Consider the following 26181-nt stretch of genomic DNA (forward strand, 5'->3'; position numbering starts at 1 on the left):
GCTGTCCTACTTCCCCTCCCTCAACGCACCCGGCCTGCGCGTGGTTCCGGAACCTGGACGTGCCGGGCGGCCGGCGGTGGTCTCCGGCGCGGGTTCGGCGCCCGCGTCGAGGGGCGGCGGAGGCGGCACGTGCGACACCCACGTGGCCAGCACGTCGCGTTCGTGGACGAGTTCGGCGACCGCGCCGTCACCCTCCAGGCCACCCGTTCCGGGGTACGAGAAGTCCGGCGCCCAGTGCAGGGCGTCGAACGGGCACGCCTCCACGCAGATGCCGCAGTACAGGCACTGGCCGTAGTCGATGGCGAACCGGTCGAGCACGTTGCGGGCACGAGGGCGGGCCGATCCCGGCTGCTCCTCCACCTCCGTGTGCGAGTCGATGTGGATGCACCAGTCGGGGCACTCACGGGCGCAGATCATGCACACCGTGCAGTTGGCCTCCAGCAGCGCGATCACGCCACGGGTCCGCGGGGGCAGGTCAGCCACGGTCGTCCTCCGTCCGATCGCCTTCGTATCGCGGTCCCCACGACGGGTCGGGCACGCCGGGCGGCGCGGCACGCCTGCGGCTGGGCGACGACGTGCCGTCCTCGCCCGGTTCGAGCCGGCCGGGCCACGGGCGCACCACGCGGGACGCCAGCACGAAGTCCTTGCGCAACGGGTGGCCGCTGAAGCTGTCCGGGAGCAGCAGGTGGGCCGGCCGGCCGTCGGCGAGGGTGATGCCGAACATCTCGACGGCCTCCCGCTCGTGCCACGCCGCTCCCGCCCAGAGCGCCGCCACGCTGGGCAGCGCGTCGTCCGGGCCGAGTTCGGTGCGCAGCAGCACGCCGTCCCTCGTCGCCGGGTCGATCACGTGCAGCAGCACGGCGTGGCGTTGACCGGCGGCGCCCGGACGTCCCGCGTCCTCGACGCCGAGCCAGTCGAACTGCGTGCAGCCCAGGTCGTCGTGGACGTAACGGGCCGCCTCCGACCAACCGGACAGGGGAACGTGCGCGGTGGTCTGGCCGAACGCCGTCTTGGCCTGGGCATCGGGGACGCGGGCGGCGAGCGCCTCGGACGCGGCGCTCACGAGATCATCCGGTGCAGTGCGGCGAGGCCGTCGAGCAGCGCCTCGGGACGTGGCGGGCAGCCGGGGACGGCGACGTGCACGGGCAGCGCCTGGTCGATGCCCTTGGTGACGCAGTAGGAGTCCCAGTACGGGCCGCCGGTGTTGCTGCACGCGCCGACGGAGATCACGTAACGCGGTTCCGGCATCTCCTGGTACGTCGCGATCACCGCGGGCAACATGACGTCGGTGACCGTGCCGGAGACCACGAGGACGTGCGCCTCGCCCGCCGAGTGCACCGGATCGACCCCCAGCGCTTCGAGGTGCTCCGCGCGGTGGCCTTCGAGCGCGGCCATCACCTCGACACCGCAGCAGGCCAGGCCGAGGTCGAGCACGGTGACCCGGTACGTCGTGCCCCAGTCCAAGGTGGAAACCGTCACTCGGGTGAGGTTAATACGTGGGGGCCCGTCGGGCTGCTGCCCGGCGGGCCCCCAACCCCCCAATACCCCCTGATTGCGCCCAGGTGAACACGCACCTGGTTGCGGAAGGAAGTCTCTTACGGATCGCGTATACCTGTCCAGGGAAAGCAGACAAGATCTTCGGATAATTTCAGCACGAACTGCGGTCAAGTTCAGTACAACTAATCGGTAGAACATCACGCTCCGACCCGAGAGGCCCTGCATGTCGACCTCGGCCCAACTGCTGCTGCCCGTGGGCAACCAGCTGAGCAGGCTCCTGCACACATCGCCGCTGCTGCTGGACACAACGTTGGACCAGCTCAGGACGTTGATCGCGGTGTACGAGACGCGATCGGCACTGCGCGCGGCAAGGGTGCTCGGCCGTGAGCAGTCCAGTGTTCAGAAGCAGATCGACACGCTCAACCGGAACTTCAAGTCGCTGTGCGGTGAGCCGCTGGTGGTCAAGCAGGGTCGGGGAAAAGATGTGCTGATCACGCAGACCGGCGAGGCGTTGGTCGAATTGGCGCGCACCACGTTGACCAAGTGGCTCGATTCGATTCACGAGTGCCGGCGCAAGCTCGGCACGACGCTCACCGTCGGCACGACGCGGTTCATGCTCGACCCACTGGCCAAGGCGTGGCACCACGTGGCGGACGACTTCCGTCGGCGGGACGTGGAGCTGAAGGTGGTCCACATCCGCACGAAGGACATCTGGACGAGCCTGGAGTCCAAGGAGGTCGACATCGTGTGCGGCAGCGTGGTCACGCACGCGGGTCGCAACAACGGGTTCGAGGACTTCGACGTGATCGAGTGGCGGCGCGGCGGGCTGGCGCTGCTGACGAACATGCCGGAGACCCGGCTCGGTACCAGCGTCGGCACCGGGGAGTTGCCGAAGCTGCCGCTGGTGGTGCCGGGTGACGGGCTGATCGCGGAGTTCCTGCGCGGGTGGTTCGGCCCGGACTACCGCAACGAGCTGGACATCGCGGCGGAGATCGACGAGATCCAGTACGGCATGTCGTTGCTGCGGTCCGGGCTGGTGGAGGGCTGCATGATCGTCACGTCGGGCCTGGGCGTGGTGGCCGCGAACAACGAGCTGCGCGAGGGGTCGGGGCTGCGCGTGGTCGAGCTGAAGAACGACCGGAAGCCGCAGCTGGAGCGGTTGGTCGGGGTCTTCGCCCGCAAGGAGGAGCGGGCGAAGTTCCCGGCCGACCACCCGTTGAACCTGCTCTGGGCGGCGTTCCAGCGTGAGGTGTCGGACTAGTCGGGACCAGTCCGACCCGGTCTAACGCGCCGTGTCGGACGGGCGCTCCTCGCGGCGCCGTCGGGCTTGCTGCACCAGCCACTCCGTGCCGGTGAGCTGCTTCGGGACCTCAGGCTTCTGGCGTTCCACGGGCTCCTCCTGCTCCTGCTGCGGTCGGGGCGACGGGCGCTGGGCGTCCAGGTCGTTCATGGCGCGCTCCCTACCTTGGTCGACAGCGAGTGCCGTCGATCGGAGCACCGACAGGGGTCGGCCGGCTAGAGCGATCAACCCTATGGGTGACGGGCGGCACCCTCGCTGCGTTCGGCGGTCAGGGGCTCGTACCGCTCGGCGTACCGAGTGGGGGTCTCACCGAACATGGTGGTGAAATCACGGACGAAATGCGGTTGGTCCGCGTATCCGAGGTCCGCGGCGAGGGCCGCCCAGTCGATCCGGCCGCCCGCCTCCATCCGCTGGGTGACCTCGTGCAGCCGGTAGCGGCGGATCACCCACTTCGGGCCGACGCCGACGTGCTCGGCGAACAGCCGCTGCAACTGGCGGACGCTCGTGCCCACCTCGTCGGCCAGCGCGTCGACCCTCGTCATCAGCGGGTCGGCGATGATCAGGTTCACGATGTCCGCCGCCTGCCGTGCCTTCGGTTCGGGTTCGGGCAGGTTGCGGCGGAGCATGTCCTCGACCCCGAGGACGTCCGCCTGGTCGGGCACGCGGTCGAAGACGGTCGTCGCGGGGACGGACCGGTCGGTGATCGACTGAACGGGTGCGCCGAGGAACGGGCGGAAGACACCGGGGTGGAAGGCGACGCCGAAGACCCGGCCCTCGCCGTCGATGTCCTTGAACACGTGCCCGCTGGACACGCCGTGCACCTCGGGCGGTGCGACGCCGTCGTGGAACGTCAGGTGGACGTTCGGGTAGGGCAGGATCAACTGGCGGTACGGCCGGTCGTAGCGCCACTCGACCACCCAGTAGCGGGCCACCAGCCCGGCCAGGTCGGGTGACGGCTGGAGGAACTCGTGGCGCTGGTGCCGCCGCCAGGCCAGCTCACGCACGTCCCGGGTCACGTCGGCGAGGGTATGTCGCCTTTGTTCAATACGCCGTCGGCGGTCGTTCCTAGGGTGGGCGCATGTCCCGTGAGCAGATGATCGACCAGGCCGTGACGACCGCGCTGGAGGTCGTCGAGAACATCAAGCCCGACCAGTTGGACGCGCCGACGCCGTGCGCCGAGTTCGACGTCCGCAAGCTCGTGAACCACCTGCTGTTCTGGGGTCCGTCGCTGGCCGGCGCCGGGCGCAAGCAGCAGGTCGCGCCGGTGGCGGAGTCGGAGTCGGAGGTCGACCTGGCCGCCGGCGACTGGGCCGCCGACCTGACCGCCTACTTCCGGACGGTGGCGTCCGCGTGGGGCGAGCCGTCGTCGTGGACGGGCATGACGTCGGTCGGCAGCCCGGAGGAGATGCCGGCCGAGGTGATCGGCGCGATGGTGGTGAGCGAGGTGGTCGTGCACACGTGGGACCTGGCGCGGGCGACCGGTCAGACTCCGACCTGGGACGCCGGGCTGCTGGCGTTCGTGCACACCGACCTGGCCGCGACCGCGCCGATGGGGCGTGACATGGGGCTGTACGGGCCGGAGGTGCCGGTGCCCGCGGACGCGCCGTTGGTCGACCGGATCGTCGGTCTCACCGGCCGCACGCCGTAGACGTGATGATTGTCACCTGACGCGGCTGGTCGGCCCGGCGCAACCCGGGCCGACCAGCACGCGGATGATCAGTCCCGCAGTTCCATGGAGCAGCACTTCGGGCCGCCACCGGACTTGCGGAGTTCCGAGACGTCCACGAAGACCGGCTCGAAACCGCGCCGTGCCACCTCGTCGGCCAGGGACGTCGCCTCCACCGGCAGGACCACGTGCCGGCCGTCGGAGACCGCGTTGAGGCCCAGGCACGCCGCGTCCTCGGCCGTCGCGATCACGGCGTCGGGGAACAGTCGGCGCAGGACTTCGCGGCTGCCCGTCGAGAACGCCTCCGGGTAGTACGCGATCAGGTCGTCGGCCAGGACGAACAGGGCGACGTCCAGGTGGTAGTAGCGCGGGTCGGTGAGTTGCAGGGAGATGACCGGGACGCCCAGCGCCTCCTGCGCCTCCGAGTGCGCCAGCGGGTCGGTGCGGAACCCCGTGCCCGCCAACAGGTACTTGCCGGTCCAGGTGAAGTCGCCCTCGGCCTCGTTCGTGCGCTCGGGCATCACGACCCTGCCGTAGCCGTTCGCCAGGAACCACCGCCGGAAGTGCTCGGCCTCCGCGGCACGCTGCGGCGCGCGGAACCGTGAGCCCAGGACCCGGCCCTCGATGACGGTGCCGGAGTTGGCCGAGAAGACCATGTCCGGCAGGCCGGGTTGCGGGTCGATCACCGACACGTGGTGCCCGAGGCGTTCGTAGGTCTCCTTCAAAGCCGTCCACTGCGCCATCGCCAGCGCCGTGTCGATCGGTTCCGTGGGATCCATCCACGGGTTGATCACGTACTCCACCGTGAAGTACGCGGGTGGGCACATGAGGTACCGACGGGTGGTCGGCACACGCACCTGCGCGACGGGCGTGGCGACGTCGAGCACGATCGGCTCGTCACCGGGGCCCGCGAAGGAAACCGAGGTCATGGATCGAAATGTAGATGGCCATCTGACCATCGAACAACGCCGCGATATTGCGTCTTCTAGGGCACTATGTTGCGTGTGGACACGATCGACCAGCGAATCATTTCGCGCCTCATGGCCAACGCCCGCTCCAGCTACGCCGACATCGGCAAGGAGGTCGGGCTCTCGGCCCCCGCCGTGAAGCGCCGCGTGGACAAACTGCTGGACACGGGGGTCCTGCGCGGCTTCACGGCCGTGGTGGACCCGGAGCAGCTGGGCTGGGGCACCGAAGCGTTCGTGGAGGTGCACTGCCGCGGCAACGTCACCCCGCACGACATCCAGCAGCGCCTGGAGTCGATGGCCGAAGTCAGGGCCGCTTACACCGTGTCCGGCGCGGCGGACGCGATCGTGCACCTGCGTGCGGCGAACATCCACCACCTGGAGACCGCGCTGGAACGGCTGCGCGCCGTGGAGATCATCGACCGGACCGTCTCCACCGTGGTGCTGTCCCGCCTCCTGGACCGACCGCAGGCCCCTTAGAGTCTTCGCGCATGGCCGAAGTGCTCCTGGAACGCTCCGACCGCGTGGCGGTCATCACCGTGCACGACCCCGAACGCCGCAACGCGCTCACGGTCGACCTCTCCGACCAACTGGCGGCGGCGGTCAAGAGCTGTGAAGAAGACGCCGACGTGCATGCGGTGGTCGTCACCGGCACGCCGCCGGCGTTCTGCGCGGGCGCGGACCTGACGGCGCTGGGCGAGGCTCGTGAAGAGGGCCTGCGGCGCATCTACGCCGGGTTCCTGGCGGTGGCGCATTGCACACTGCCGACGATCGCGGCCGTCGGCGGCGCGGCGGTCGGCGCGGGCCTCAACCTGGCGCTGGCGTGCGACGTGCGGATCGTGAACGGCAAGGCGAAGTTCGACGCGCGGTTCCTCCAGCTGGGCATCCACCCCGGCGGCGGCATGACGTGGATGCTGCAACGGCTCGTGGGACCGCAGACCGCGACCGCGATGACGCTGTTCAACCAGGTTTTGGGCGCCGACACGGCGGTATCCAACGGCTTGGCCTGGGCACGGGTCGACGGCGGGCACGACGAACTGGTGGCCTCCGCGGTCGAGTTCGCGCGGCCTTCGGCCGAAGCTTCGCGCGAACTGGTCCGCACCATCAAGGCGACTATGCGCACGACCGCCACGCTGGCCGACCACACTCAGGCCGTGGACATCGAACTCGCGCCACAGGTGGCCTCGATCGGGACTCGAGAGTTCCAGGCCAAGCTAGCGGCCATGAAGGCGCGGATCAGCAGCCGGGAGTGACCTGGACAGACACCGCAGGTACATGTAACTTCCGGTAACGGTTACCGGTGAGTACGGTGGCGTAACTGCGGGAGTACCACCTGTTTGCCGCTGGAGTCGACCGAAGCGCACCAGGTGGGAGGAAGCGTCCCGCACAGTGGTACAGCTGAAACCGGCACGTTGTCGGGCACGACTACCCTCGCAAAGGGGGAGGGGCATCAGCCCCTGAGTGGGTGTGAGGAAAGGGATCGGCGTAGGACATGAGTACCGATGTTGGTAACGGCGCCGCGCCAAGTGGCACGGAGGTCCGCAAACTCGACCGAGTGGTGATCCGGTTCGCCGGGGACTCCGGTGACGGCATGCAGCTCACGGGTGACCGGTTCACCTCCGAGGCCGCCGCGTTCGGCAACGACCTCGCCACCCAGCCGAACTTCCCGGCCGAGATCCGGGCGCCTCAGGGCACGCTGCCGGGTGTGTCCAGCTTCCAGCTGCACTTCGCGGACTACGACATCCTCACTCCCGGCGACCGGCCCGACGTGCTGGTGGCGATGAACCCGGCCGCGTTGAAGGCGAACATCGAGGACCTGCCCAAGGGCGGGATCCTGATCGTGAACACCGACGAGTTCAGCAAGCGGAACCTGACCAAGGTCGGCTACGCGGCCGACCCGCTGGAGGACCACTCCCTCACCGAGACCTACCAGGTGCACAAGGTCGCCATGGCCACGCTGACCATCGGCGCCCTGGCGGACACCGGCCTGGGCAAGAAGGACGCGGAACGGGCGAAGAACATGTTCGCCCTGGGCCTGCTGTCCTGGATGTACCACCGCCCCACCGAGGGCACCGAGCGGTTCCTGCGGGAGAAGTTCGCGAAGAAGCCCGACATCGCCGAGGCCAACGTGCTGGCGTTCCGGGCGGGCTGGAACTACGGCGAGACCACCGAGTCCTTCGCCGTCACCTACGAAGTCGCCCCCGCCAAGCTGAACGTGGGCACCTACCGGCAGATCACCGGCAACACCGCGCTCGCCTACGGGATCGTCGCGGCGGGGCAGCAGTCCGGGCTGCCGGTGGTGCTGGGCACCTACCCCATCACGCCGGCCTCCGACATCCTGCACGAGTTGTCGCGGCACAAGCAGTTCGGCATCACCACGCTGCAGGCCGAGGACGAGATCGCCGGCATCGGCGCCGCGCTGGGCGCCTCCTACGGCGGCGCGCTCGGGATCACGTCGACGTCCGGTCCGGGGTTGGCGTTGAAGTCCGAGACCATCGGGCTCGCGGTGATGACCGAACTGCCGTTGATCATCATCGACGTGCAGCGCGGCGGCCCGTCCACGGGTCTGCCGACCAAGACCGAGCAGGCCGACCTGCTGCAGGCCATGTTCGGCCGCAACGGCGAGTCCCCGGTGCCGGTCGTCGCCCCCCGCTCACCGTCGGACTGCTTCGACGCCGCCATGGAGGCCGCGCGGATCGCGCTGGTCTACCGCACGCCGGTGCTGCTGCTGTCGGACGGGGCCATCGCGAACGGCTCCGAGCCGTGGCTGATCCCCGACGTCGCCGACCTGCCCGACCTGACCGTGACGTTCGCCACCGAACCCAACGCCCCCGACGGCACGTTCTGGCCCTACCTGCGCGACCCGGAGACGCTGGCGCGGCCGTGGGCGGTGCCGGGCACGGCGGGGTTGCAGCACCGCATCGGCGGGCTGGAGAAGGCCGACGGCACCGGCAACATCTCCTACGACCCCGCCAACCACGACCACATGGTCCGCCTGCGGCAACGCAAGGTCGACGGCATCACGGTGCCCGACGTCGTGGTGGACGACCCGACCGGCGACGCCCGCGTGCTGGTCGTCGGCTGGGGCTCCTCCTACGGGCCGATCGGCGCCGCCGCCCGCCGCGTGCGCAAGCTCGGGATGCCGGTCGCGCACGCGCACCTACGGCACCTCAACCCGTTCCCGCGCAATCTGGGCGAGGTGCTGCGCCGCTATGACCGGGTCGTGGTGCCGGAGATGAACCTCGGCCAACTCGCCATGCTGCTGCGCGCCAAATACCTGGTCGACGCGATCAGCTACACGAAGGTGCAGGGCCTGCCGTTCAAGGCCGAAGAGCTTCAGGACGTGCTCGCCGACGTGATCAAGGGAGTGTCGGAATGACGGCGACGGATCTGGGCCTGCCCGCCCTCGGCGGCCTGGTCGGCGTGCCCACCGCGGACGAACCGCAGAAGGCCAAGGACTACAAGTCCGACCAGGAAGTCCGCTGGTGCCCCGGCTGCGGCGACTACGTGGTGCTCAACGCCGTGCAATCGTTCCTGCCCACCCTCGGCCTCAAACGCGAGAACATCGTGTTCGTGTCCGGGATCGGCTGCTCCTCCCGGTTCCCGTACTACATGAACACCTACGGCATGCACTCCATCCACGGACGTGCCCCGGCCATCGCGACCGGCCTCGCCGTCGCCCGGCCGGACCTGTCGGTGTGGGTCGTCACCGGCGACGGCGACGCGCTGTCCATCGGCGGCAACCACCTCATCCACACCCTGCGCCGCAACGTCAACCTCAAGATCCTGCTGTTCAACAACCGGATCTACGGGCTGACCAAGGGCCAGTACTCGCCCACCTCCGAAGAGGGCAAAGTCACCAAATCCACCCCCCTCGGATCACTGGACCACCCGTTCAACCCCGTGTCGCTGGCGTTGGGCGCGGAAGCCACGTTCGTCGGCCGCGCCGTCGACTCCGACCGGGTCGGGCTCACCGAGGTGCTGCGCCAAGCCGCCGAACACCGCGGCACCGCGTTGGTCGAGATCTACCAGAACTGCCCCATCTTCAACGACGGCGCGTTCGACGTCCTCAAGGACGAAGCCGAAGCCGCACGGCGGATCATCAACGTCGTCCACGGACAGCCCATCACCTTCGGCGGCGGCGACTACGCCGTCGTGCGCGAGGGCTTCGGGTTGGGCGTGGCGAAGACGACCGACGTCTCGCCCGAGGACATCGTGGTGCACGACGCGACCGACCTGAACCTGTCGTTCGCACTGTCCCGGCTGTCCACCCAGGACCTCCAACACACCGTCACCGGCGTGTTCCGCAACACCGCGCGGACGACGTACGACGACGCGGCGCGCGAGCAGGTGGAGCAGGCCAAGGCCGCGAAGAAGGCGGACCTCGGCGCGTTGCTGCACGGCAAGGACACCTGGACCGTGGCCGGCTAAGCCACCTTTCCAGACAAGAGGACCCCTGTTCCGGGAGGCGGAACAGGGGTCCTTTTGCTTTCCCTCCCCAGGGAAGCTGTGGCGGGGCCTACGGAGCCGGCCGGAAACCGGCCTTCTCGGCGTCCGCCGTGGTGCGGAACCAGACGTCGGCGCGGGTCTCGCGGAAGTTCGCCGACCCGTCGGTGAAGTAGCGGCGGCCGGTGAGGGTCGCCTTCACCTGGAACTCGGGCGCGGGCGCCAGGCCGTCGGACTTCGGCAGCACCGAGCCGGGGCCGAACGGAGAGCGCGGGTTGAAGCCCTCCTGCTGGCCCTGGAAGCGGGTGCTGCCGGGCGCGGGCCTGCCGCCGGTGCTGGGGCTGAAACCGACCGGACGCGGGCGCACAGGGCGCGCAGGTGGCGGCGGAGTGGCGGGCTTCGGCGCGAGCGGTGGGGGCGGAGGCGTGCGCGGGGTGCCCGACTGGCGGGCGGAGCGCTGCGGCAGGCCGTTCGCGGTCAGCGGGGTGGGGTTGCCGGCCAGCAGTTCGGGCGAGAGCGTCGGCACGAACGGCTGGTCGTCGCCGATCGGTGGCCGGTTCGGGCGCGGCTGGTCGGGCTCCGGCTCCTGCTCGTGCTCGGACTCCGGCAGCGGCTCGAACAGGCTGCGCGGGCGGGCGGGCTCGGTCTTCTTCGGCTCGGTCTTCTTCGGCTCCGCGACCTGGGGTTCGGTGACGATCGGATCGACCGGCTGGGGCTCGACGTCCGCCGGTGGCACGAACGTGGGCTGGAACGGCGGCTCGTCGACCACCTCGGGCTCGGCCACCACCTCGGGCTCGGCGGCGGCGGGCTCGGGCGCACGGGGCGGCTCCGGCTGTGCGGGCTCCACGAATTCGGGCCGCGACTCCATCGGACCGGAGTCGACCACGGCCTTCATCACCTCGGTCCGAGGTCCCTCTTCCGGCAGCCCTTCGCCGTGGCGGGCCTCGTGCCGGGACCCACCGCGGCCGGGCTCGACGTCGACGGGCATGAAGTGGCCGGTCAGGTCGTGCTCGGGCCAGACCTGCGGCTCGTCCTGCCGCCGCTCGCCGTCCACCTGACCGTCCACCTCGGCGATGGCCTGCGCCAGCGCGGTGGCCGGGATGAGCGCCGTCTCCTCGGCGGACGAGGGCCGTCGTTCCGGCTCGTCCTCCTCCTCGTGGCCCTCGGTGAGCTCGTCCTCGTCGTAGACCTCCTGGACGGGCTCCTCACGCCACACCTCGCGCGGCTGGAAGACCTCGACCTCCGGTGGGGCGGTCGGCTCGTCCAACGGCGGTGCGACCTCGGCGACCGCACCCGCGGGCACGGCCGGCATCACGGTCGTCGCCTCGACGGGCAGCTCGGGCTCGTCGTCGTACTGACGCGGCCGACGGTCCGGCTCCGGCGCGTTCCGGGTGTCGCGGCCCTCCTCGGGCGTCAGCCGCTCGAACAGGCTGCGCGGCGGCTCGGCGTCGAACTCCGGGAAGTCGTGCTGCTCCTCGAAGTCGGACAGCGGCCGGTGCTCGTCGTCCAACTCCTCCAGCAGTGCCTCGCGCTGGTCGAGCTTCATGTTCGTCACGTCGTAGCGCGGCGCTTCGAGGGAAGCCTCGTACCTCGTGCGCTCGGCGCTCGTGTGCTCCGCGTTCGCGTAGTCGACGTTCGGCCGGTCGACGTTTGCGTAGTCGGCGTTCGGGCGCTCTACGTTCGCGTAGTCGGCGTTCGGGCGGTCGACCGTCGTGTGCTCGGCGGAGTCGTACCGCGCCGGGTTCGGGGTCAACACCTCGTCCACCAGCGAACGGGACGCCTCGACGTGCCAGTTGTCGAACTCGTCCGACGGCGCGGAGGTCGGCCCGACCGAACGGCCCGAGCCGGCCGGTGACGCGGGTCGCGGCGACGTGAGGAGGCGTTCCTCAAGGTCTTCCAGCTCCCGCTTGGCCGGACGCACCAGGACGAGCCAGGTCAGTGCGGCGCCTGCCACGAAGGACAGCAGGCTCCACAGCCACACCTGTCCGAAGAGCGAACTCACGGGAGACCCTCCCACTGCTGCTTGTCACACACCCCGACACGCTCCGCTTCCGGATATTCACCCGGTTGGGGAAGCGCTGCAAAACTACCCTGACCGCCCAGCCCGGCGCGTGGGGCCGGCCGGACCTGCGGCCACAGTCCGATAGTAGGCCACTCGGAGCAACTGACCTGGCAAAACGGCTCGCGTAGAGTAGCCCTTGTGCCGCCGTTGACTAGCTCCTCCGCAGTGTCGACGGAAGTCCACCACCCGAACAGGGGAATTGCTTTCGGCGTCGGCGCCTACTTTTTGTGGGGCATCGTGCCCGCCTACTGGCCGCTGCTCCAACCCGCCGGGTCGGTCGAGATCCTGGCTCACCGGATCGCGTGGTCGCTGGTCGTGATGGCCGTCATCACCGCCGTGCTGGGGCGTTGGGCGGGTATCCGCAGGCTGTCGGGGCGTGGTTGGGCGATGGTGGCGGCGTCGTCCGTGCTGATCGCGGTGAACTGGGGTGTCTACATCCACGCGGTCAACACCGGGCACGTGGTGGAGGCCGCCCTCGGGTACTTCATCAACCCGCTCGTGAGCGTGCTGCTCGGGGTGTTCGTCCTGCGCGAACGCTTGCGGCTGCCGCAGTACGCGGCCCTGGCGATCGCCGTCACCGCCGTCGTGGTGCTCGCGGTGGACTACGGCAGGCTGCCGTGGATCTCGCTGGTGCTGGCGTGCTCGTTCGGGCTGTACGGGCTGCTGAAGAAGACCGTGCCGCTCGAGGCGACGGCGAGCGTGACGGCGGAGAGCCTGGTGCTCGCGCCGGTCGCGGTGGGCTACCTGATCTGGCTGGGGCCGGTCGGGACGTTCGCCTCGCACGGGTGGGGTCACGCGCTGATCCTGGCGTCGGCGGGGTTGGTCACCGCGATCCCGTTGATCCTGTTCGGCGCGGGCGCCCGGCTCGTGCCGCTGGTGACGATGGGCATGCTCCAGTACTTGGCGCCCGTGCTCCAGTTCGCGTGGGGTGTGTTCGTGATGCACGAGCCGATGCCCGCGTCCCGCTGGTTCGGCTTCGCGCTGGTTTGGGTGGCGTTGGCCGTGTTCACCGTGGACGCCGTCCGCGTCCGCCGCCGCGTCCCCATCCCGGCCCCCGAACTCACCTAACCCTCCGCGTGAGTCCTACGTTCAGAACGCGCGAGTCGTACCTTCAGGACCACCGTGTCCTACGTTCAGGACCCCCGAATTCAACGCTCAGAACAGTCGATCTTGTACTGAGCGTTGAACTCGGGGGTCGCGAACGTAGGACTCACGCGTCCTGAACGTAGGACTCACGGGACCTGGGGGTTCGACACGCGGGGCCTGGGGGTTCGACACGCGGGGGGTGGGGGGTGGGCCGCGGGGGTTAGTGGGTGCGGGTTACGACGTAGTCGCTGACGGCGGCCAGGGCGTCGCGGGCGGCGCCTGGGGGGAGGATCCGGAGGGTGTTGCGGGCGCGGTCGGCGTAGTCGTCGAGGGTTTGGCGGGCGCGTTGCAGGCCTGGGGACGCGCGGAGGAGGCCGAGAGCCTCGTAGACCTCGGCGTCGTCGGTGATCGGGGCCGCCAGGAGCTTCGCCAGGCGCGAGTCCGGATCGTCCTGCAACGCGTACAGCATGGGCAGCGTCTTGACGCCCTCGCGGAGGTCCGTGCCGGGTGTCTTGCCGGACTCCTCCGGCGGTGACGCGATGTCGATGACGTCGTCGGAGATCTGGAACGCCGCCCCGATCACCTCGCCGTACGCGCCCAGCGCCTCGACCTGCTCCTCCGTCGCGTCGGAGAACATCCCGCCGAACCGGGCCGCCGTGGCGATCAGCGAACCGGTCTTCTCCGCGATCGTGGTCAGGTAGTGCGACACCGGGTCCTCACCGGCACGCGGACCCATCGTCTCGCGCATCTGCCCGGTCACGAGCTCCGAGAACGTCTCCGCGATGATCCGCGCCGCCCCCGTGCCGAGATCCGCGACCAACGCCGAAGCGTGCGCGAACAGGTAATCACCGGTGAGGATCGCGATGCTGTTGTCCCACTTGGCATTGGCCGACTCCGCGCCGCGGCGCATGGTGGCCTCGTCCATGACGTCGTCGTGGTAGAGCGTGGCCAGGTGGGTCAGCTCGATCACCGCGCCGGCCTTGACCACGCTGTCCCGGTCCCACGTGCTGCCGAACTGCGCCGCCAGGATGGTGAACAGCGGGCGGATGCGCTTGCCGCCGGCGGTCACCAGGTGCAGGGACGTCTCCATCACCGGGTGGAATTCGCTCTGCACGACGTCGCGCAGCAGCTCCTCCACCTCGGCGAGCCCGCCCTGTACCAACTCGGCGAGCGCGGGGTCCCCAATACGGAACCCCGCACCCGCCCGCTCGCTGTTTGTCACAGGGGCAGAGCCTACGTACCACTAGAAGATGAACACTCCGGCCCCCGCCCATTCCAGGACGTCGGGCGGGTAGACACCGAGCACCAGCGTGATCGCCGCGCCGAGGGTGATCGCGATCGCCGTGAAAGCACCCGGCACGCTCACCGTCGGGCCGTCCGCCGCGGGCTCGCTGAAGTACATCAGCACGATCACCCGCAGGTAGAAGAACGCCGCCACCGCGCTCGCCACCAGCGCGATCACCACGAGCGGCGTCATGTCGGCCTCGATCGCCGCCGCGAACACAGCGAACTTGCCGATGAACCCGCTCGTCAGCGGCAGACCCGCGAGGGCCAGCAGCAGGAACGTGAACACACCGGCGGCGACCGGCGAACGCTTGGCCAGACCCGCCCACTGGGACAGGTGCGTGGCCTCGCCGTCGGCGTTGCGCACCAGGCTGACCACACCGAACGCGGCAATCGTGGTGAAGCCGTAGGCCAGCAGGTAGAACATCGTGCCGGACAGGCCCGCGTCGTTCAGCGAGATCGCGCCGACCAGCAGGAAGCCGGCGTGCGCCACGGACGAGTAGGCGATCATCCGCTTCACGTCGGTCTGGGTCAGGCCGAGCACCGCGCCGATCACCATGGACGCGATCGCCACGGCCCACAGGACGCCGTTCCACTCCCAGCTCGACCGCTCGAACGCGCCGTAGAGCACGCGCAGGATCCCGCCGAACGCGGCGACCTTGGTGCACGACGCCATGAACGCCGTGACCGGAGTGGGCGAGCCCTGGTAGACGTCCGGCGTCCACGAGTGGAACGGGCCGACCGACGCCTTGAACAGCAGACCCACGATCAGCAGCCCGAAGCCCGCGTAAAGCAACGTGTCCGAACGGTCCGTCGCCGTGGTCGCGCTCGCGATGTCGGCCAGCTTCACCGAGCCCGCGAAGCCGTACAGCAGGGCCAGGCCGTACAGGAAGAACGCCGACGCGAACGCGCCGAGCAGGAAGTACTTGACCGCGGCCTCCTGCGACAACAGGCGACGACGACGCGCCAGACCCGCCATCAGGTACAGCGGCAGCGACATCACTTCCAGCGCGATGAACATGGTGAGCAGGTCGTTCGCCGCGACGAAGACCATCATGCCGCCGAGCGCGAACAGCGTCAGCGGGAAGACCTCGGTCTGCATCTCCCGCCGGCGCAGCTGCTCGCGCAGGCCGCCCACCGCGCCGGGCAGGATCGAGGCGTCCGCCACGATCGCGCCGCCCGGCTCGACCGACCGGTCCGCGATGAGCAGCACCGAGCCGAGGCCGAGCATGAGCAGCGTGGCCCACAGGAAGATCACCGGCTGGTCGACCGCGACGGTGCCCGCGAAGGTGATCTTGCCCTGCTCCGGGGTGCCTTCGGCGACCGCGTACTGGAGCAGCACGAGACCGGCGGCGACCAGCGTGGCGAGGGTCAGCACGACCTGTGCCGACCACCGCGTGGCCTTCGGCAGGAACGCCTCCACCAACACGCTGAGGCAGGCCGCGCCGAGGACGATCAGCAACGGCGCGACGGCCCCGTAGTCGATCTCCGGGGCTTGCAGCCGCTCCACTTGCGAGAGGAACGTCGTCACGTCACTTGCCTTCCTGCGCGACCGGGTCGGCGACCCCGACCTCGCTGAGCGTCGCCCCGACGGACGGGGTGATCACGTCCAACACCGGCTTCGGGTAGAAGCCGAGCACCAGGATCAGTGCCACCAGCGGCGCGAGCACGGCCAGTTCGCGCTTGTTCAGGTCGGGCACCGGCGCCTTCTCCGGGTCGACCGCCGCGCCGGGACCACCGGCCAGGCCCACCAGCGCGTTGCCGCGCACCGGGCCCTGGAACACGCGCTGGTACAGCCAGAGGACGTACAGCGCGGCCAGGACCATGCCGACGGCGGCCAGGATCGTGTACACCGGCTCGTTCGGGTAGGACCCGATGAGCACCAGGAACTCGCTCACGAACGAGTTGGTGCCCGGCAGCGCCAGCGACGACAGGCCGGCCACGAAGAACAGCCCGCCCAGCACCGGCGTCAGCTTGGCCATGCCGCCGTAGTCCTCGATCAGGCGCGACCCGCCGCGGGCCATCACCATGCCGACGACCAGGAACAGCATGCCGGTCGAGATGCCGTGGTTGACCATGTACAGCACCGCGCCGGTCCCGGCCTGCGAGCTGAACGCGAAGATGCCCAGCGCGATGAAGCCGAAGTGGGCGATCGACGTGTACGCCACGAACCGCTTCATGTCGGACTGGCCGACGGCGAGCAGCGAGCCGTACAGGATGCCGACGACGGCGAGGATCAGCACCAGCGGCGCGAGCTCCTTGCTGGCCGCCGGGAACAGCGGCAGGCAGTAGCGCAGGAAGCCGAACGTGCCGATCTTGTCCAGGATGCCGACCAGCAGCACGCCCGCGCCGACCGGCGCCTCCGCACCGGCGTCCGGCAGCCACGTGTGCAGCGGCACCAGCGGCGCCTTGATCGCGAACGCGATGAAGAAGCCGAGGAACAGCCAGATCTGGGTGGACAGCGGCGCTTCGCGCGTCACCGTCACCAGCGTGGCCCAGTCGAACGTGCCGGAGCCGAGCTTGTCCGCGCTCACCACGTACAGGCCGATCACGGAGGCCAGCATGATCAGGCCGCCGAGCAGCGAGTACAGGAAGAACTTCATCGCCGCGTACTGCCGGTTCGGCCCGCCGAAGCGGCCGATCAGGAAGTACATCGGGACCAGGACGGCCTCGAAGAACACGTAGAACACGAACACGTCGGTGGCCGCGAAGACACCGACCATGCCGGTCTGCATCGCCAGCAGCAGGGCGAAGAACCCGCCCGCGCTGCGACCCTCGGGCAGCTTGTCCGCCCACGAGCCGCCGATGACGACCGGCACCAGGAACGCGACCAGCGCGATCATCACCAGCGCGATGCCGTCCACGCCGAACGACAGGTGCACGCCGAAGGCCGGGATCCAGTCGGCCGAGCTGGTGAGCTGCAAGCGCTCGCCGCCCGGGTCGAACGCCGTCCAGGCCAGCACCGCCAGGCCCAGCTCCGCCAGCGAGAACGCCAGCGCGACCGTCTTGGCCAACCGGTCGTTGCCCCGCAGGAACGCCACCACCAGGCTGCCGACGAGCGGCAGCAGGAGCAGCGCGATCAGCGTCCAGCTCACGAGAACCTCACCATCAGCAGCGCACCCAGGACGAAGACCGCACCCAGGAGCATGGAGAGCGCGTACGAGCGCACGAACCCGGTCTGCATCCTGCGCAGCCGGCCCGAGCTACCGCCCAGCAACGCCGCCGACCCGTTGACCAGGCCGTCGACGCCCTTGTTGTCCACGAACACCAGCGCGCGGGTGAGCCAGGTGCCCGGCCGCGCGAACAGCGCCTCGTTCAGCGCGTTGCCGTACAGGTCGGCGCGCGCGGCGCGGACCGGGAACGACACGCGCACCGGGCGCTCCACCGGCTGCGGCTTGCGGCCGAACAGCAGGTACGCGACCAGCACACCCAGCGCGGAGAGGCCGAGCACCAGGAAGTTCACCACGCCGTGCGAGAGCACGCCGTGCTGCTCCTGCAACTCGCCCAGCGACGGCGCGAGCCAGCCGGACAGGTTGTGGTTCGACTCGAAGAACCAGCCCGCGCCGACCGAGCCGACCGCCAGCAGGATCATCGGCACCGTCATCGACAGGCCCGACTCGTGCGGGTGGTACTCGCGGCCGTCGGCCGACTTCAGCTCGGTGTAGCGGGGCTTGCCCAGGAACACCAGGAACAGCAGGCGGGTCATGTAGAACGCGGTGATGCCCGCGCCCAACGCGGCCACACCGCCGAAGACCCAGCCGCGCCAGCCCGGCTCGCTGAACGCCGCCGCGATGATGGCGTCCTTGGAGAAGTAGCCGGACAGGAACGGGAAGCCGATCAGCGCGAGGTAGCCCAACGTCCAGGTGAAGAACGTGATCGGCATCTTCTTCGCCAGGCCGCCCATCCGCCGGATGTCGCCCTCGTCGTTCATGCCGTGCATGACCGAACCGGCGCCGAGGAACAGGCCCGCCTTGAAGAAGCCGTGCGTGAGCAGGTGCATGATGCCCAGCGCGTAGCCGACCGGACCGAGGCCGACGGCCAGGATCATGTAGCCGATCTGGCTGACCGTCGAGTAGGCCAGCACCTTCTTGAAGTCGTCGTACGCGCAACCGATGACGCAGCCGATCAGCAGCGTGAGCCCACCGATGATCATCACGACCAGCCGGCCGTCAGCGCTCAGGTTGTAGATCGGGTTCGAGCGGGCGATCAGGTAGACGCCGGCGGTGACCATCGTCGCCGCGTGGATCAGGGCGGAGACGGGCGTCGGGCCGGCCATCGCGTCCGGCAGCCACGCCTGGAGCGGGAACTGGCCGGACTTGCCGCACGCGCCGAGCAGCAGCAGCAACGTGATGGCCAGGACCTCGGCCGAGGAGAACTCGCCGACCCGGGCGAACACCTCGGTGTACTGGGTGGTGCCCAGGGTCTTGAACATCATGAAGATGGCGATCGCCAGACCCAGGTCGCCGACCCGGTTCATCAGGAACGCCTTCTTGGCCGCCGAGGCCGCTTCCGGCTTGTGCTGGTACCAGCCGATGAGCAGGTACGACGCGAGGCCGACGCCCTCCCAGCCGAAGTACAGCGTCACGAAGCCGTTGCCGAGCACCAGCAGCAGCATGGCGGCGACGAAGAGGTTCAGGTAGCCGAAGAACTTCCGCCGCCCGGCGTCGTGCGCCATGTAGCCGATGGAGTAGATGTGGATCAGCGCGCCGACACCGGTGATCAGCAGCACGAACGTGAGCGACAGCGGGTCGAGCCGCAGCCCGAACTCCACGTTCAGCGCGTTCACCGGCACCCAGTCGAACAGGTGCAGCTCGGTGGTCCGCTCCTCCGGGCTCATGCCCAGCGTGGAGAAGAACAGCGCGACCCCGTACGCGAACGCGGCGATCACGGTGGCGCAGCCCAGCAGGTGACCCCACTTGTCGGTGCGCTTGCCGCCCAGGAGCAGCACGAGCGCGCCGAAGGCCGGCAGCGCCAGCAACAACCAGGCGAGACCGCCGATCCCGCCGGCGGCAACAACGCCCGAAGACCCGCTCGCGGGGTCGAGCATCAGCACAGTCGTCACCGTCGACCTCTCAGTACTTCAGCAGGTTGGAATCGTCGACCGAGGCCGAGCGACGCGTCTTGAAGATCGCCATGATGATCGCCAGACCCACCACGACTTCGGCCGCCGCGACGACCATCACGAAGAACGCCATCACCTGGCCGTCCAGCTGCCCGTTGATGCGGGCGAACGTGACCAGGCTGAGGTTCACCGCGTTGAGCATCAGCTCCACGCACATGAACACCACGATGGCGTTGCGCCGCACCAGAACGCCGACCGCGCCGAGGCTGAACAGCAGCGCGGACAGCAGCAGGTAGTACGTAGGGGTCACGACGACTCTCCCTTGAGCGCGTGCGCGTCGGGGTCGTGCCCGGTGCCGGACACCTCCGCGACGTCGTCCTCGAGACGTTCCTTGGCGGTCGTCTCGATGAGCTCGGACAGGGACTCGGAGGCGACCGAGCCGTCCGGCAGCAGGGCGGGGGTCGCCACCGAGTTGGCGGTGGCGAACACGCCGGGACCGGGCAGCGAGCCGGGGCGGTTGCCGCGGAAGCGCTCCTCGACCAGCTGGCGCTGGGTCTTCTTGGCGTCCTGGCCGGTGCGCGAGGTGAACGCGAGCACCATGGCGCCGACCGCCGCGGTGATCAGCAGCGCGGACGTGAGCTCGAACGGGAACAGGTAGTCGGTGAACAGCGCCTCGCCGATGTTGGCGACGTTGCCGCCGTTCTGCGTGTTCTCCGCCGCCAGGCCGACCGGCTCCACGTCGGTCAGCGCGCGGCTGACCGAGGCGACCACGAGGCCGGCGAAGCCGACGCCGATGACCACGGCGGCCAGTCGTTGGCCGCGGAGCACCTCGACCACCGAGTCCGAACTGTCCTTGCCCACCAGCATCAGCACGAACAGGAACAGCATCATGATCGCGCCGGTGTACACGATGATCTGCACGAAGCCGAGGAACGGCGCCTGCTGGACCATGTAGAGCACGCCGAGGCTGAGCATCGTGAGCACCAGCCACAGCGCGGAGTGCACCGCGTTGCGGGCGAAGAGCATGCCCAGCGCGCCGGCGAGGGCCAGCGGGCCCAGGATCCAGAACGAGACCGCCTCGCCGGTGGTGACCGTGTCCACCACGCGTTCGACGGCGTCGGGCTGCTGCGCGAGGAGGGAGGAGATCATCGATCCGCTCCCGGCATCTGCTTCGCCTGTGCGGCCAGCTGCGGACCGTTCACGTAGTAGTCCTGCTCATTCTCGCCGAGCCGCATGGGGTGCGGTGGCTGCTCCATGCCGGCCAGCAGCGGCGCGAGCAGGTCTTCCTTGGTGAAGATCAGCTTCTGCCGGTCGTCGTCGGCCAGCTCGTACTCGTTGGTCATGGTGAGCGAGCGGGTCGGGCACGCCTCGATGCACAGGCCGCAGCCGATGCAGCGCAGGTAGTTGATCTGGTAGTCGGCGCCGTAGCGCTCACCGGGCGAGAAGCGCGCGTCCTCGGTGTTGTCCGCGCCCTCGACGAAGATCGCGTCCGCGGGGCACGCCCACGCGCACAGCTCGCAGCCGACGCACTTCTCCAGCCCGTCCGGGTGCCGGTTGAGCTGGTGGCGGCCGTGGAACCGCGGCGCGGTGACCTTCTTGACCTCGGGGTACTCCTCGGTGACGACCTTCTTGAACATCGTGGCGAAGGTGACGCCGAAGCCCTTGACGGGATCAAACACGCCCATCGCTGGCCTCCTTTTGTGAAGCTGCGGTTACCGCTGCCGGTTCCTTCGTCTGATCGCCCGGTAGCTGGGCGACTGGCACCTGCCGGCGCGGCGGCGACTTGGGGACCTGGAGGTCCAGCGGCGGCACCGGGTAGCCGCCACCGGTCACCGGCACGGCGTTGGGGTCGTGCGGCTCGCGCTTGTCCGGCAGCAGGAACGCGATGAGCAGGACCACCGCGAGGAACCCGCCGATCAGCATCAGCCAGGTGCCGGTCTCCAGACCGCCACCGGCCTCCACCTCCTGGCGGAGGTAGCGGGCGAAGGTCACCGCGACGAACCAGACCAGCGCGATCGGGACCAGGACCTTCCAGCCCAACCGCATGAACTGGTCGTAGCGCAGGCGGGGGAGCGTGCCGCGCAGCCAGATGAACAGGAACAGGAACATCAGCGTCTTGATGACGAACCACACCAGGCCGAGCCAGCCGGCGTTGAGGAAGTGCGACTCGTCCACGAACGGGAAGCGCCACCCACCGAGGAACAAGGTGGTGCTCATCGCGGACAGGGTGACCATGTTGACGTACTCGGCGAGGAAGAACAGCGCGAACTTCAGCGAGCTGTACTCGGTGTGGAAGCCGCCGACCAGCTCCGACTCGGCCTCGGGGAGGTCGAAGGGAGCGCGGTTGGTCTCGCCGACCATCGCCACGACGAAGATCAGGAAGCTGACCGGCAGCAGGTAGAAGAACCAGCCGCCGCCCTGGGCGTCGACGATGGCCGCCGTCGACAGGGACTGCGAGTGCAGGATGACCGCGAGGATCGACAGGCCCATCGCGATCTCGTAGGAGATCACCTGGGCGGCGGCGCGCAGCGCGGCCAGCAGCGGGTACGGCGAGCCGGAGGCCCAGCCGGCCAGCACGATGCCGTAGACGCCGAGCGACGAGCAGGCCAGCACGACCAGCACGCCGACCGGCAGGTCGACCAGCTGGAGCGCGGTGCGCTCGCCGAAGATCGAGACCTCGCCGCCGAGCGGGATCACCGAGAAGGCGACGAACGCGGGGATGCAGGAGATCACCGGGGCGAGGAAGTACACCCACTTGTCCGCCAGGACCGGCCGGATGTCCTCCTTGAAGGCGAGCTTCAGGCCGTCGGCGAGCGACTGGAGCCAGCCGTTCGGGCCGGTCCGGTTGGGCCCGGGACGCTGCTGCATCCGGGCCACCACCTTGCGCTCCCAGTTGATCATGAACAAGGTCATGACCACGAGGAACCCGAAGATGCCGACGACCTTGAGGAGGATCAGCCAGAGCGGATCGTCCACGAGGAGTTCAGCGGTGCTCATGCCTTGCCTCCAGCAGGCGCTGTGATCTTCTCGGCGGAACCCGCGACGACCGGGGACACCGCCACCACGGAACCGTGGCCGGCGACCAGGTTGCGCCGCACGGTGACCGCGCCCGAGTTGCCGGGCAGCCACACGACGCCGTCGGGCAGGTCGGCCGCCTCGACCGGCAGCACCACCTCGCCCCGGTCGGTGGCGACGGTGATCTCACCGCCGAGTTCGACGCCGAGGTTTCGCGCGGTGGCCTCGGACAGCTTCGCCACCACCGGACGGGCGGTGCCGGCCAGGTTCGGCTCGAAGTCCTGCAGCGAGCCGTTGTCCAGCAGCCGCCGCCAAGTAGCGAGGACCGCTTGGCCCTGCTTGGGCTGCGGCAGCAGCGGCGCGGGCACGGTCGGCGCGGTGGCGCTCGCGGTCTGGACGCCGAGCCTGGCCAGGTCGGCCGCCGCGGCGGCCGGGGTCTGGGTGAACAGGTCCGCGTCCATCTCGACGGCCAGCGTGTCCAGCACCCGGCCGTCCGGCAGCGCGCCGGTGCCGTCGATCGTGGTGGTGAACGCGCGGGTGCGGCCTTCCCAGTTCAGGTAGCTGCCCGCCTTCTCGACCGCCGGGGCGATCGGGAGCACCACGTCGGCGTGCGCGGTGACCGCGCTGTGCCGCAGCTCCAGGCTGACCACGAAACCGGTGAAGTCCAACGCGCGTTCGGCCAGTTCCGGGTCCGGCAGGTCGTTCGGGTCGACACCGCCGACGACCAGCGCGTCCAGCCCACCGCTCGCGGCGGCGGTCAGGATGCCCGTGGTGTCGCGGCCGGCCGTCTCGGGCAGCGTGCCGGGCTCCAGGCCCCACACCCGCTCGACCTCGGCGCGGGCGGCGTCGTCGCCGACCAGGCGTCCACCCGGCAGCAACGTCGGCAGCAGGCCCGTCTCCAGGGCGCCCCGCTCGCCGGCGCGGCGCGGGATCCAGGCGACCTTCGCGCCGGTCCGCTCGGCCAGTGCGGCGACCGCGGAGAACAGGCCGGGCACCTCGGCGGCGCGTTCGCCGACCAGGATCACCGCGCCCGGCTTCGCCAGCTCGTCCACCACGTCGGCGGCGTGCTCGGGCAGCGCGTTCAACGCGGCGGGCTCGCCACCGGGCACGCACGCCAGCAGCACGCCGTTCGTCTTCTCCACCGCGGGCGAGGTGAACTGGCCCAGGTGGAAGACCTTGATCCGGTTCTTGCGGGCCGCCTTGCGCAGCCGCAGGAACACGATCGGCGATTCCTCTTCCGGCTCGAACGCGACCAGCAGCGCGGCCGGCGCGGCCTCGATGCCCGCGTACGTCACGCCGCCGTTGTCCGGGTTCGTGCCGAGGACCGAGCTGGTCAGGAACTCCAGCTCCTCGGCCGAGTGGGCGCGGGCGCGGAAGTCGACGTCGTTGGTGCGCAACGCGATCCGGGCGAACTTCGAGTACGCGTAGGCGTCCTCGACGGTGAGCCGGCCACCGGCCAGCACGCCGACGCCCTTGCCGTCACGCGCCTTCGCCAGGCCCTCGGCGGCGTACTGCAACGCCTCGGTCCACGACGACTCGCGCAGCTCGCCGGACTCCGGGTCGCGCACCAGCGGGCGGCGGATGCGGTCCTCGGCGGTGGCGTAGGCGAACGCGAAGCGGCCCTTGTCGCAGGTCCACTCCTCGTTGACCTCGGGCGCGTCGCCCGCGAGCCGCCGCTGCACCTTGCCGCGCCGCCAGTCGGTGCGGGTGGAGCAGCCCGACGAGCAGTGCTCGCACACGCCCGGCGTGGACATCAGGTCGAACGGCCGGGCGCGGAACCGGTACGCGGCGCTGGTCAGCGCGCCCACCGGGCAGATCTGGATGGTGTTGCCGGAGAAGTAGGACTGGAACGGCTTGTCCTGCGCCACACCGACCTGCTGCTGCGAACCGCGCTCCAGCAACTCGATGAACGGGTCGCCGGCGATCTGCGCGGAGAACCGCGTGCAGCGCTGGCACAGCACGCACCGCTCGCGGTCGAGCAGGACCTGCGTCGAGATCGGGATCGGCTTCGGGAACGTCCGCTTGTGCTCGTGGAACCGCGAGTCCGAGCGGCCGTGCGCCAGCGCCTGGTTCTGCAACGGGCACTCGCCGCCCTTGTCGCAGATCGGGCAGTCCAGCGGGTGGTTGATGAGCAGCAGCTCCATCACGCCCTGCTGCGCCTTGTCCGCCACCGGCGAGGTCAGCTGGGTCTTGACCACCATGCCGTCGGCGACCGTCATGGTGCAGGAGGCCTGCGGCTTCGGCATCGGCCGGCCGCCCATCTCCACCTCGACCAGGCACTGCCGGCACGCGCCCGCGGGTTCGAGCAGCGGGTGGTCGCAGAAGCGCGGGATGACCGTGCCCAGCCGCTCCGCGGTGCGGATCAGCAGCTCGCCCTTCGGCGCGACCACCTCCACGCCGTCGATCACGAGTTTGACGTGGCCCTCGGGGACCACGACCTCGGTGCTCTTCTCAGGCGCCATCGTCATGCGCTTGCTCCAGCCAAGACCTGAGAGTTCTTGTCGCAGAGAGCGAGGAACTCGTGCTTGAAGTACTTGATGCCGCTGGTGATGGGCGCCACCGCGCCGTCGCCGAGCGCGCAGAACGAGCGGCCCAGGATGTTGTCGCAGACGTCCAGCAGCGTGTCGATGTCACTGGCCGTGCCCTCGCCGCGCACCATCCGCTGGAGGATCTGCACCAGCCAGTAGGTGCCCTCACGGCACGGCGTGCACTTGCCGCACGACTCGTGCTTGTAGAACTCGGTCCACTTCATGACCGCCCACGGCACGGACACCGTCTCGTTGAAGATCTGCAACGCGGTGGTGCCGAGCAGCGAGCCCGCCTCGGCCGCGCCCTCGAAGTCCAGCGGGACGTCCAGGTGGTCGGCGGTGAACAGCGGGGTGGACGAGCCGCCCGGCGTCCAGAACTTCAGCGGGACGCCGTCCTTCATGCCGCCCGCGAGGTCCAGCAGTTCGCGCAGCGTGATGCCCATCGGCGCCTCGTACTGGCCGGGGCGCTCGACGTGGCCGGAGAGCGAGAAGATCTTCGGGCCGGGCGACCGCTCGCGGCCCATGCCGCGGAACCAGTCCGCGCCGCCGTTGACGATGTACGGCACGCTGGCGATCGTCTCGACGTTGTTCACCACGGTCGGCGACGAGTACAGGCCGGAGGTCGCCGGGAACGGCGGCTTGAGCCGGGGCTGGCCGCGCTTGCCCTCCAGCGAGTCCAGCAGCGCCGTCTCCTCGCCGCAGATGTACGCGCCGGCGCCGGAGTGCACCACGACGTCGAGGTCGAAGCCCGAGCCGAGGATGTCCTTGCCCAGGTAGCCCGCCTCGTACGCCTCGCGCACCGCCGCGTGCAGCCGGCGGATCACGTGCAGCACCTCGCCGCGCACGTAGATCGCGGCGAAGTTCGCCCGGATCGCGTACGAGGTGATGATGACGCCCTCGATCAGCGAGTGCGGGTCCGCCATCATCAGCGGGATGTCCTTGCAGGTGCCGGGCTCGCCCTCGTCGGCGTTGATGACGAGGTAGTGCGGCTTGCCGTCGCCCTGCGGGATGAAGCCCCACTTCATGCCGGTGGGGAAGCCCGCGCCGCCGCGACCGCGCAGCCCGGAGTCCTTGCACTGCTGGATCAGCTGGTCCGGGTGGGCGGTCAGCGCCTTGCGCAGCGCCGTGTACCCCTCCAGCTGCTCGTACGTCTTCAGCGTCCACGAACGCGGGGACAGCCAACGCTTCGTGAGGACGGGGGTCAGGGGTGCCGACGTGCTCGTACCGGCGGAGGCACCATTGGTTACAGCGGCCATGTCAGCTCCCCTAC

24 protein-coding genes are annotated in these 26181 nt (G+C 69.7%); 7 read left to right on the plus strand and 17 right to left on the minus strand.

What is annotated here, in order from left to right:
• Positions 1-6 precede the first annotated feature (6 nt).
• The 3 genes from F4560_RS29785 to F4560_RS29795 are packed head-to-tail and all read right to left on the minus strand — an operon-like array spanning position 7 to position 1479.
• A complete protein-coding gene (locus tag F4560_RS29785; RefSeq protein ID WP_184925622.1) occupies positions 7-483 on the minus strand; it encodes a 4Fe-4S binding protein in 477 nt (158 codons plus the stop codon).
• Positions 476-1063, minus strand: a complete 588-nt coding sequence (locus tag F4560_RS29790; RefSeq protein WP_184925625.1) for an NADH-quinone oxidoreductase subunit C — start codon at positions 1061-1063, stop codon at positions 476-478. The genes F4560_RS29785 and F4560_RS29790 overlap by 8 nt, the downstream gene beginning before the upstream one ends.
• Entirely contained in the window at positions 1060-1479 is a 420-nt protein-coding gene (locus F4560_RS29795; RefSeq protein ID WP_184925629.1) for an NADH-quinone oxidoreductase subunit B, read from the minus strand. Before F4560_RS29795 ends, F4560_RS29790 begins: the two co-directional genes overlap by 4 nt.
• Positions 1480-1720: 241 nt before the next feature.
• On the opposite strand from F4560_RS29795, the gene F4560_RS29800 reads away from it, so the two are divergent.
• On the plus strand, positions 1721-2758 hold the full coding sequence (locus F4560_RS29800) for a LysR family transcriptional regulator (RefSeq protein WP_184925632.1): 1038 nt from the start codon (positions 1721-1723) through the stop codon (positions 2756-2758).
• A gap of 21 nt (positions 2759-2779) precedes the next feature.
• Here F4560_RS29800 and F4560_RS29805 read toward each other — a convergent pair whose 3' ends face one another.
• Both F4560_RS29805 and F4560_RS29810 read right to left on the minus strand, forming a co-directional pair.
• Positions 2780-2947, minus strand: coding sequence for a hypothetical protein (locus F4560_RS29805; RefSeq protein ID WP_184925635.1), 168 nt, complete (start codon positions 2945-2947; stop codon positions 2780-2782).
• An 80-nt stretch (positions 2948-3027) separates the two neighbouring features.
• A complete protein-coding gene (locus tag F4560_RS29810; RefSeq protein ID WP_184925639.1) occupies positions 3028-3813 on the minus strand; it encodes a helix-turn-helix domain-containing protein in 786 nt (261 codons plus the stop codon).
• Positions 3814-3875: 62 nt separating this feature from the next.
• Here F4560_RS29810 and F4560_RS29815 point away from each other — a divergent pair, with 62 nt between their 5' ends.
• On the plus strand, positions 3876-4445 hold the full coding sequence (locus F4560_RS29815; protein ID WP_184925642.1) for a TIGR03086 family metal-binding protein: 570 nt from the start codon (positions 3876-3878) through the stop codon (positions 4443-4445).
• Between the two features lie 68 nt (positions 4446-4513).
• Here F4560_RS29815 and ddaH read toward each other — a convergent pair whose 3' ends face one another.
• Positions 4514-5392, minus strand: coding sequence for a dimethylargininase (gene ddaH, locus F4560_RS29820; protein WP_184925645.1), 879 nt, complete (start codon positions 5390-5392; stop codon positions 4514-4516).
• A gap of 75 nt (positions 5393-5467) precedes the next feature.
• Between ddaH and F4560_RS29825 the strand changes: the two genes are divergently transcribed.
• The 4 genes from F4560_RS29825 to F4560_RS29840 all read left to right on the plus strand — a co-directional run bounded on the left by F4560_RS29825 (position 5468) and on the right by F4560_RS29840 (position 9859).
• Positions 5468-5908 (plus strand): Lrp/AsnC family transcriptional regulator, encoded by a 441-nt coding sequence (locus F4560_RS29825; protein ID WP_184925648.1) that lies wholly within the window; start codon positions 5468-5470, stop codon positions 5906-5908.
• A gap of 11 nt (positions 5909-5919) precedes the next feature.
• Positions 5920-6681: an enoyl-CoA hydratase gene (locus F4560_RS29830; protein WP_184925650.1), complete on the plus strand. Its 762-nt coding sequence runs from the start codon at positions 5920-5922 to the stop codon at positions 6679-6681.
• Between the two features lie 239 nt (positions 6682-6920).
• The gene (locus F4560_RS29835) at positions 6921-8807 is read left to right on the plus strand and encodes a 2-oxoacid:acceptor oxidoreductase subunit alpha (protein ID WP_184925653.1); all 1887 of its coding nucleotides are present in this window, start codon (positions 6921-6923) and stop codon (positions 8805-8807) included.
• A complete protein-coding gene (locus tag F4560_RS29840; protein ID WP_184925655.1) occupies positions 8804-9859 on the plus strand; it encodes a 2-oxoacid:ferredoxin oxidoreductase subunit beta in 1056 nt (351 codons plus the stop codon). Before F4560_RS29835 ends, F4560_RS29840 begins: the two co-directional genes overlap by 4 nt.
• An 88-nt stretch (positions 9860-9947) precedes the next feature.
• Here the strand turns inward: F4560_RS29840 and F4560_RS29845 are convergent, their stop codons facing one another.
• Positions 9948-11876: a sunset domain-containing protein gene (locus F4560_RS29845; RefSeq protein ID WP_184925657.1), complete on the minus strand. Its 1929-nt coding sequence runs from the start codon at positions 11874-11876 to the stop codon at positions 9948-9950.
• A 225-nt stretch (positions 11877-12101) separates the two neighbouring features.
• Between F4560_RS29845 and rarD the strand changes: the two genes are divergently transcribed.
• The gene (rarD, locus tag F4560_RS29850; protein ID WP_312869555.1) at positions 12102-13004 is read left to right on the plus strand and encodes an EamA family transporter RarD; all 903 of its coding nucleotides are present in this window, start codon (positions 12102-12104) and stop codon (positions 13002-13004) included.
• 238 nt (positions 13005-13242) lie between these two features.
• Here rarD and F4560_RS29855 read toward each other — a convergent pair whose 3' ends face one another.
• From F4560_RS29855 to nuoF, 10 genes are read right to left on the minus strand one after another with little or no spacing between them, the layout of a single operon-like run.
• The gene (locus F4560_RS29855) at positions 13243-14244 is read right to left on the minus strand and encodes a polyprenyl synthetase family protein (RefSeq protein WP_184925663.1); all 1002 of its coding nucleotides are present in this window, start codon (positions 14242-14244) and stop codon (positions 13243-13245) included.
• 21 nt (positions 14245-14265) lie between these two features.
• Positions 14266-15837: an NADH-quinone oxidoreductase subunit NuoN gene (gene nuoN / locus F4560_RS29860; RefSeq protein ID WP_184925666.1), complete on the minus strand. Its 1572-nt coding sequence runs from the start codon at positions 15835-15837 to the stop codon at positions 14266-14268.
• Position 15838: 1 nt separating this feature from the next.
• Complete coding sequence (locus F4560_RS29865; protein ID WP_184925669.1) at positions 15839-17401, minus strand: NADH-quinone oxidoreductase subunit M; 1563 nt, start codon at positions 17399-17401, stop codon at positions 15839-15841.
• Positions 17398-19353, minus strand: coding sequence for an NADH-quinone oxidoreductase subunit L (gene nuoL, locus F4560_RS29870; RefSeq protein WP_184929471.1), 1956 nt, complete (start codon positions 19351-19353; stop codon positions 17398-17400). Before nuoL ends, F4560_RS29865 begins: the two co-directional genes overlap by 4 nt.
• Positions 19354-19378: 25 nt before the next feature.
• A complete protein-coding gene (gene nuoK / locus F4560_RS29875; RefSeq protein ID WP_184925672.1) occupies positions 19379-19678 on the minus strand; it encodes an NADH-quinone oxidoreductase subunit NuoK in 300 nt (99 codons plus the stop codon).
• On the minus strand, positions 19675-20517 hold the full coding sequence (locus F4560_RS29880) for an NADH-quinone oxidoreductase subunit J (RefSeq protein ID WP_184925675.1): 843 nt from the start codon (positions 20515-20517) through the stop codon (positions 19675-19677). Before F4560_RS29880 ends, nuoK begins: the two co-directional genes overlap by 4 nt.
• Positions 20514-21053 (minus strand): NADH-quinone oxidoreductase subunit NuoI, encoded by a 540-nt coding sequence (gene nuoI / locus F4560_RS29885; RefSeq protein ID WP_184925679.1) that lies wholly within the window; start codon positions 21051-21053, stop codon positions 20514-20516. The genes F4560_RS29880 and nuoI overlap by 4 nt, the downstream gene beginning before the upstream one ends.
• Positions 21040-22365: an NADH-quinone oxidoreductase subunit NuoH gene (gene nuoH, locus F4560_RS29890; RefSeq protein WP_184925682.1), complete on the minus strand. Its 1326-nt coding sequence runs from the start codon at positions 22363-22365 to the stop codon at positions 21040-21042. The genes nuoI and nuoH overlap by 14 nt, the downstream gene beginning before the upstream one ends.
• Positions 22362-24851 carry an NADH-quinone oxidoreductase subunit G gene (locus F4560_RS29895; RefSeq protein WP_184925685.1) on the minus strand — a complete coding sequence of 830 codons (2490 nt, stop codon included), beginning with the start codon at positions 24849-24851 and terminating at the stop codon, positions 22362-22364. The genes nuoH and F4560_RS29895 overlap by 4 nt, the downstream gene beginning before the upstream one ends.
• Complete coding sequence (gene nuoF, locus F4560_RS29900; protein WP_184925688.1) at positions 24848-26167, minus strand: NADH-quinone oxidoreductase subunit NuoF; 1320 nt, start codon at positions 26165-26167, stop codon at positions 24848-24850. The genes F4560_RS29895 and nuoF overlap by 4 nt, the downstream gene beginning before the upstream one ends.
• Positions 26168-26181 lie beyond the last annotated feature (14 nt).

Origin of the sequence: Saccharothrix ecbatanensis, assembly GCF_014205015.1 — a bacterium.
Taxonomy (GTDB): Bacteria; Actinomycetota; Actinomycetes; order Mycobacteriales; family Pseudonocardiaceae; genus Actinosynnema; species Actinosynnema ecbatanense.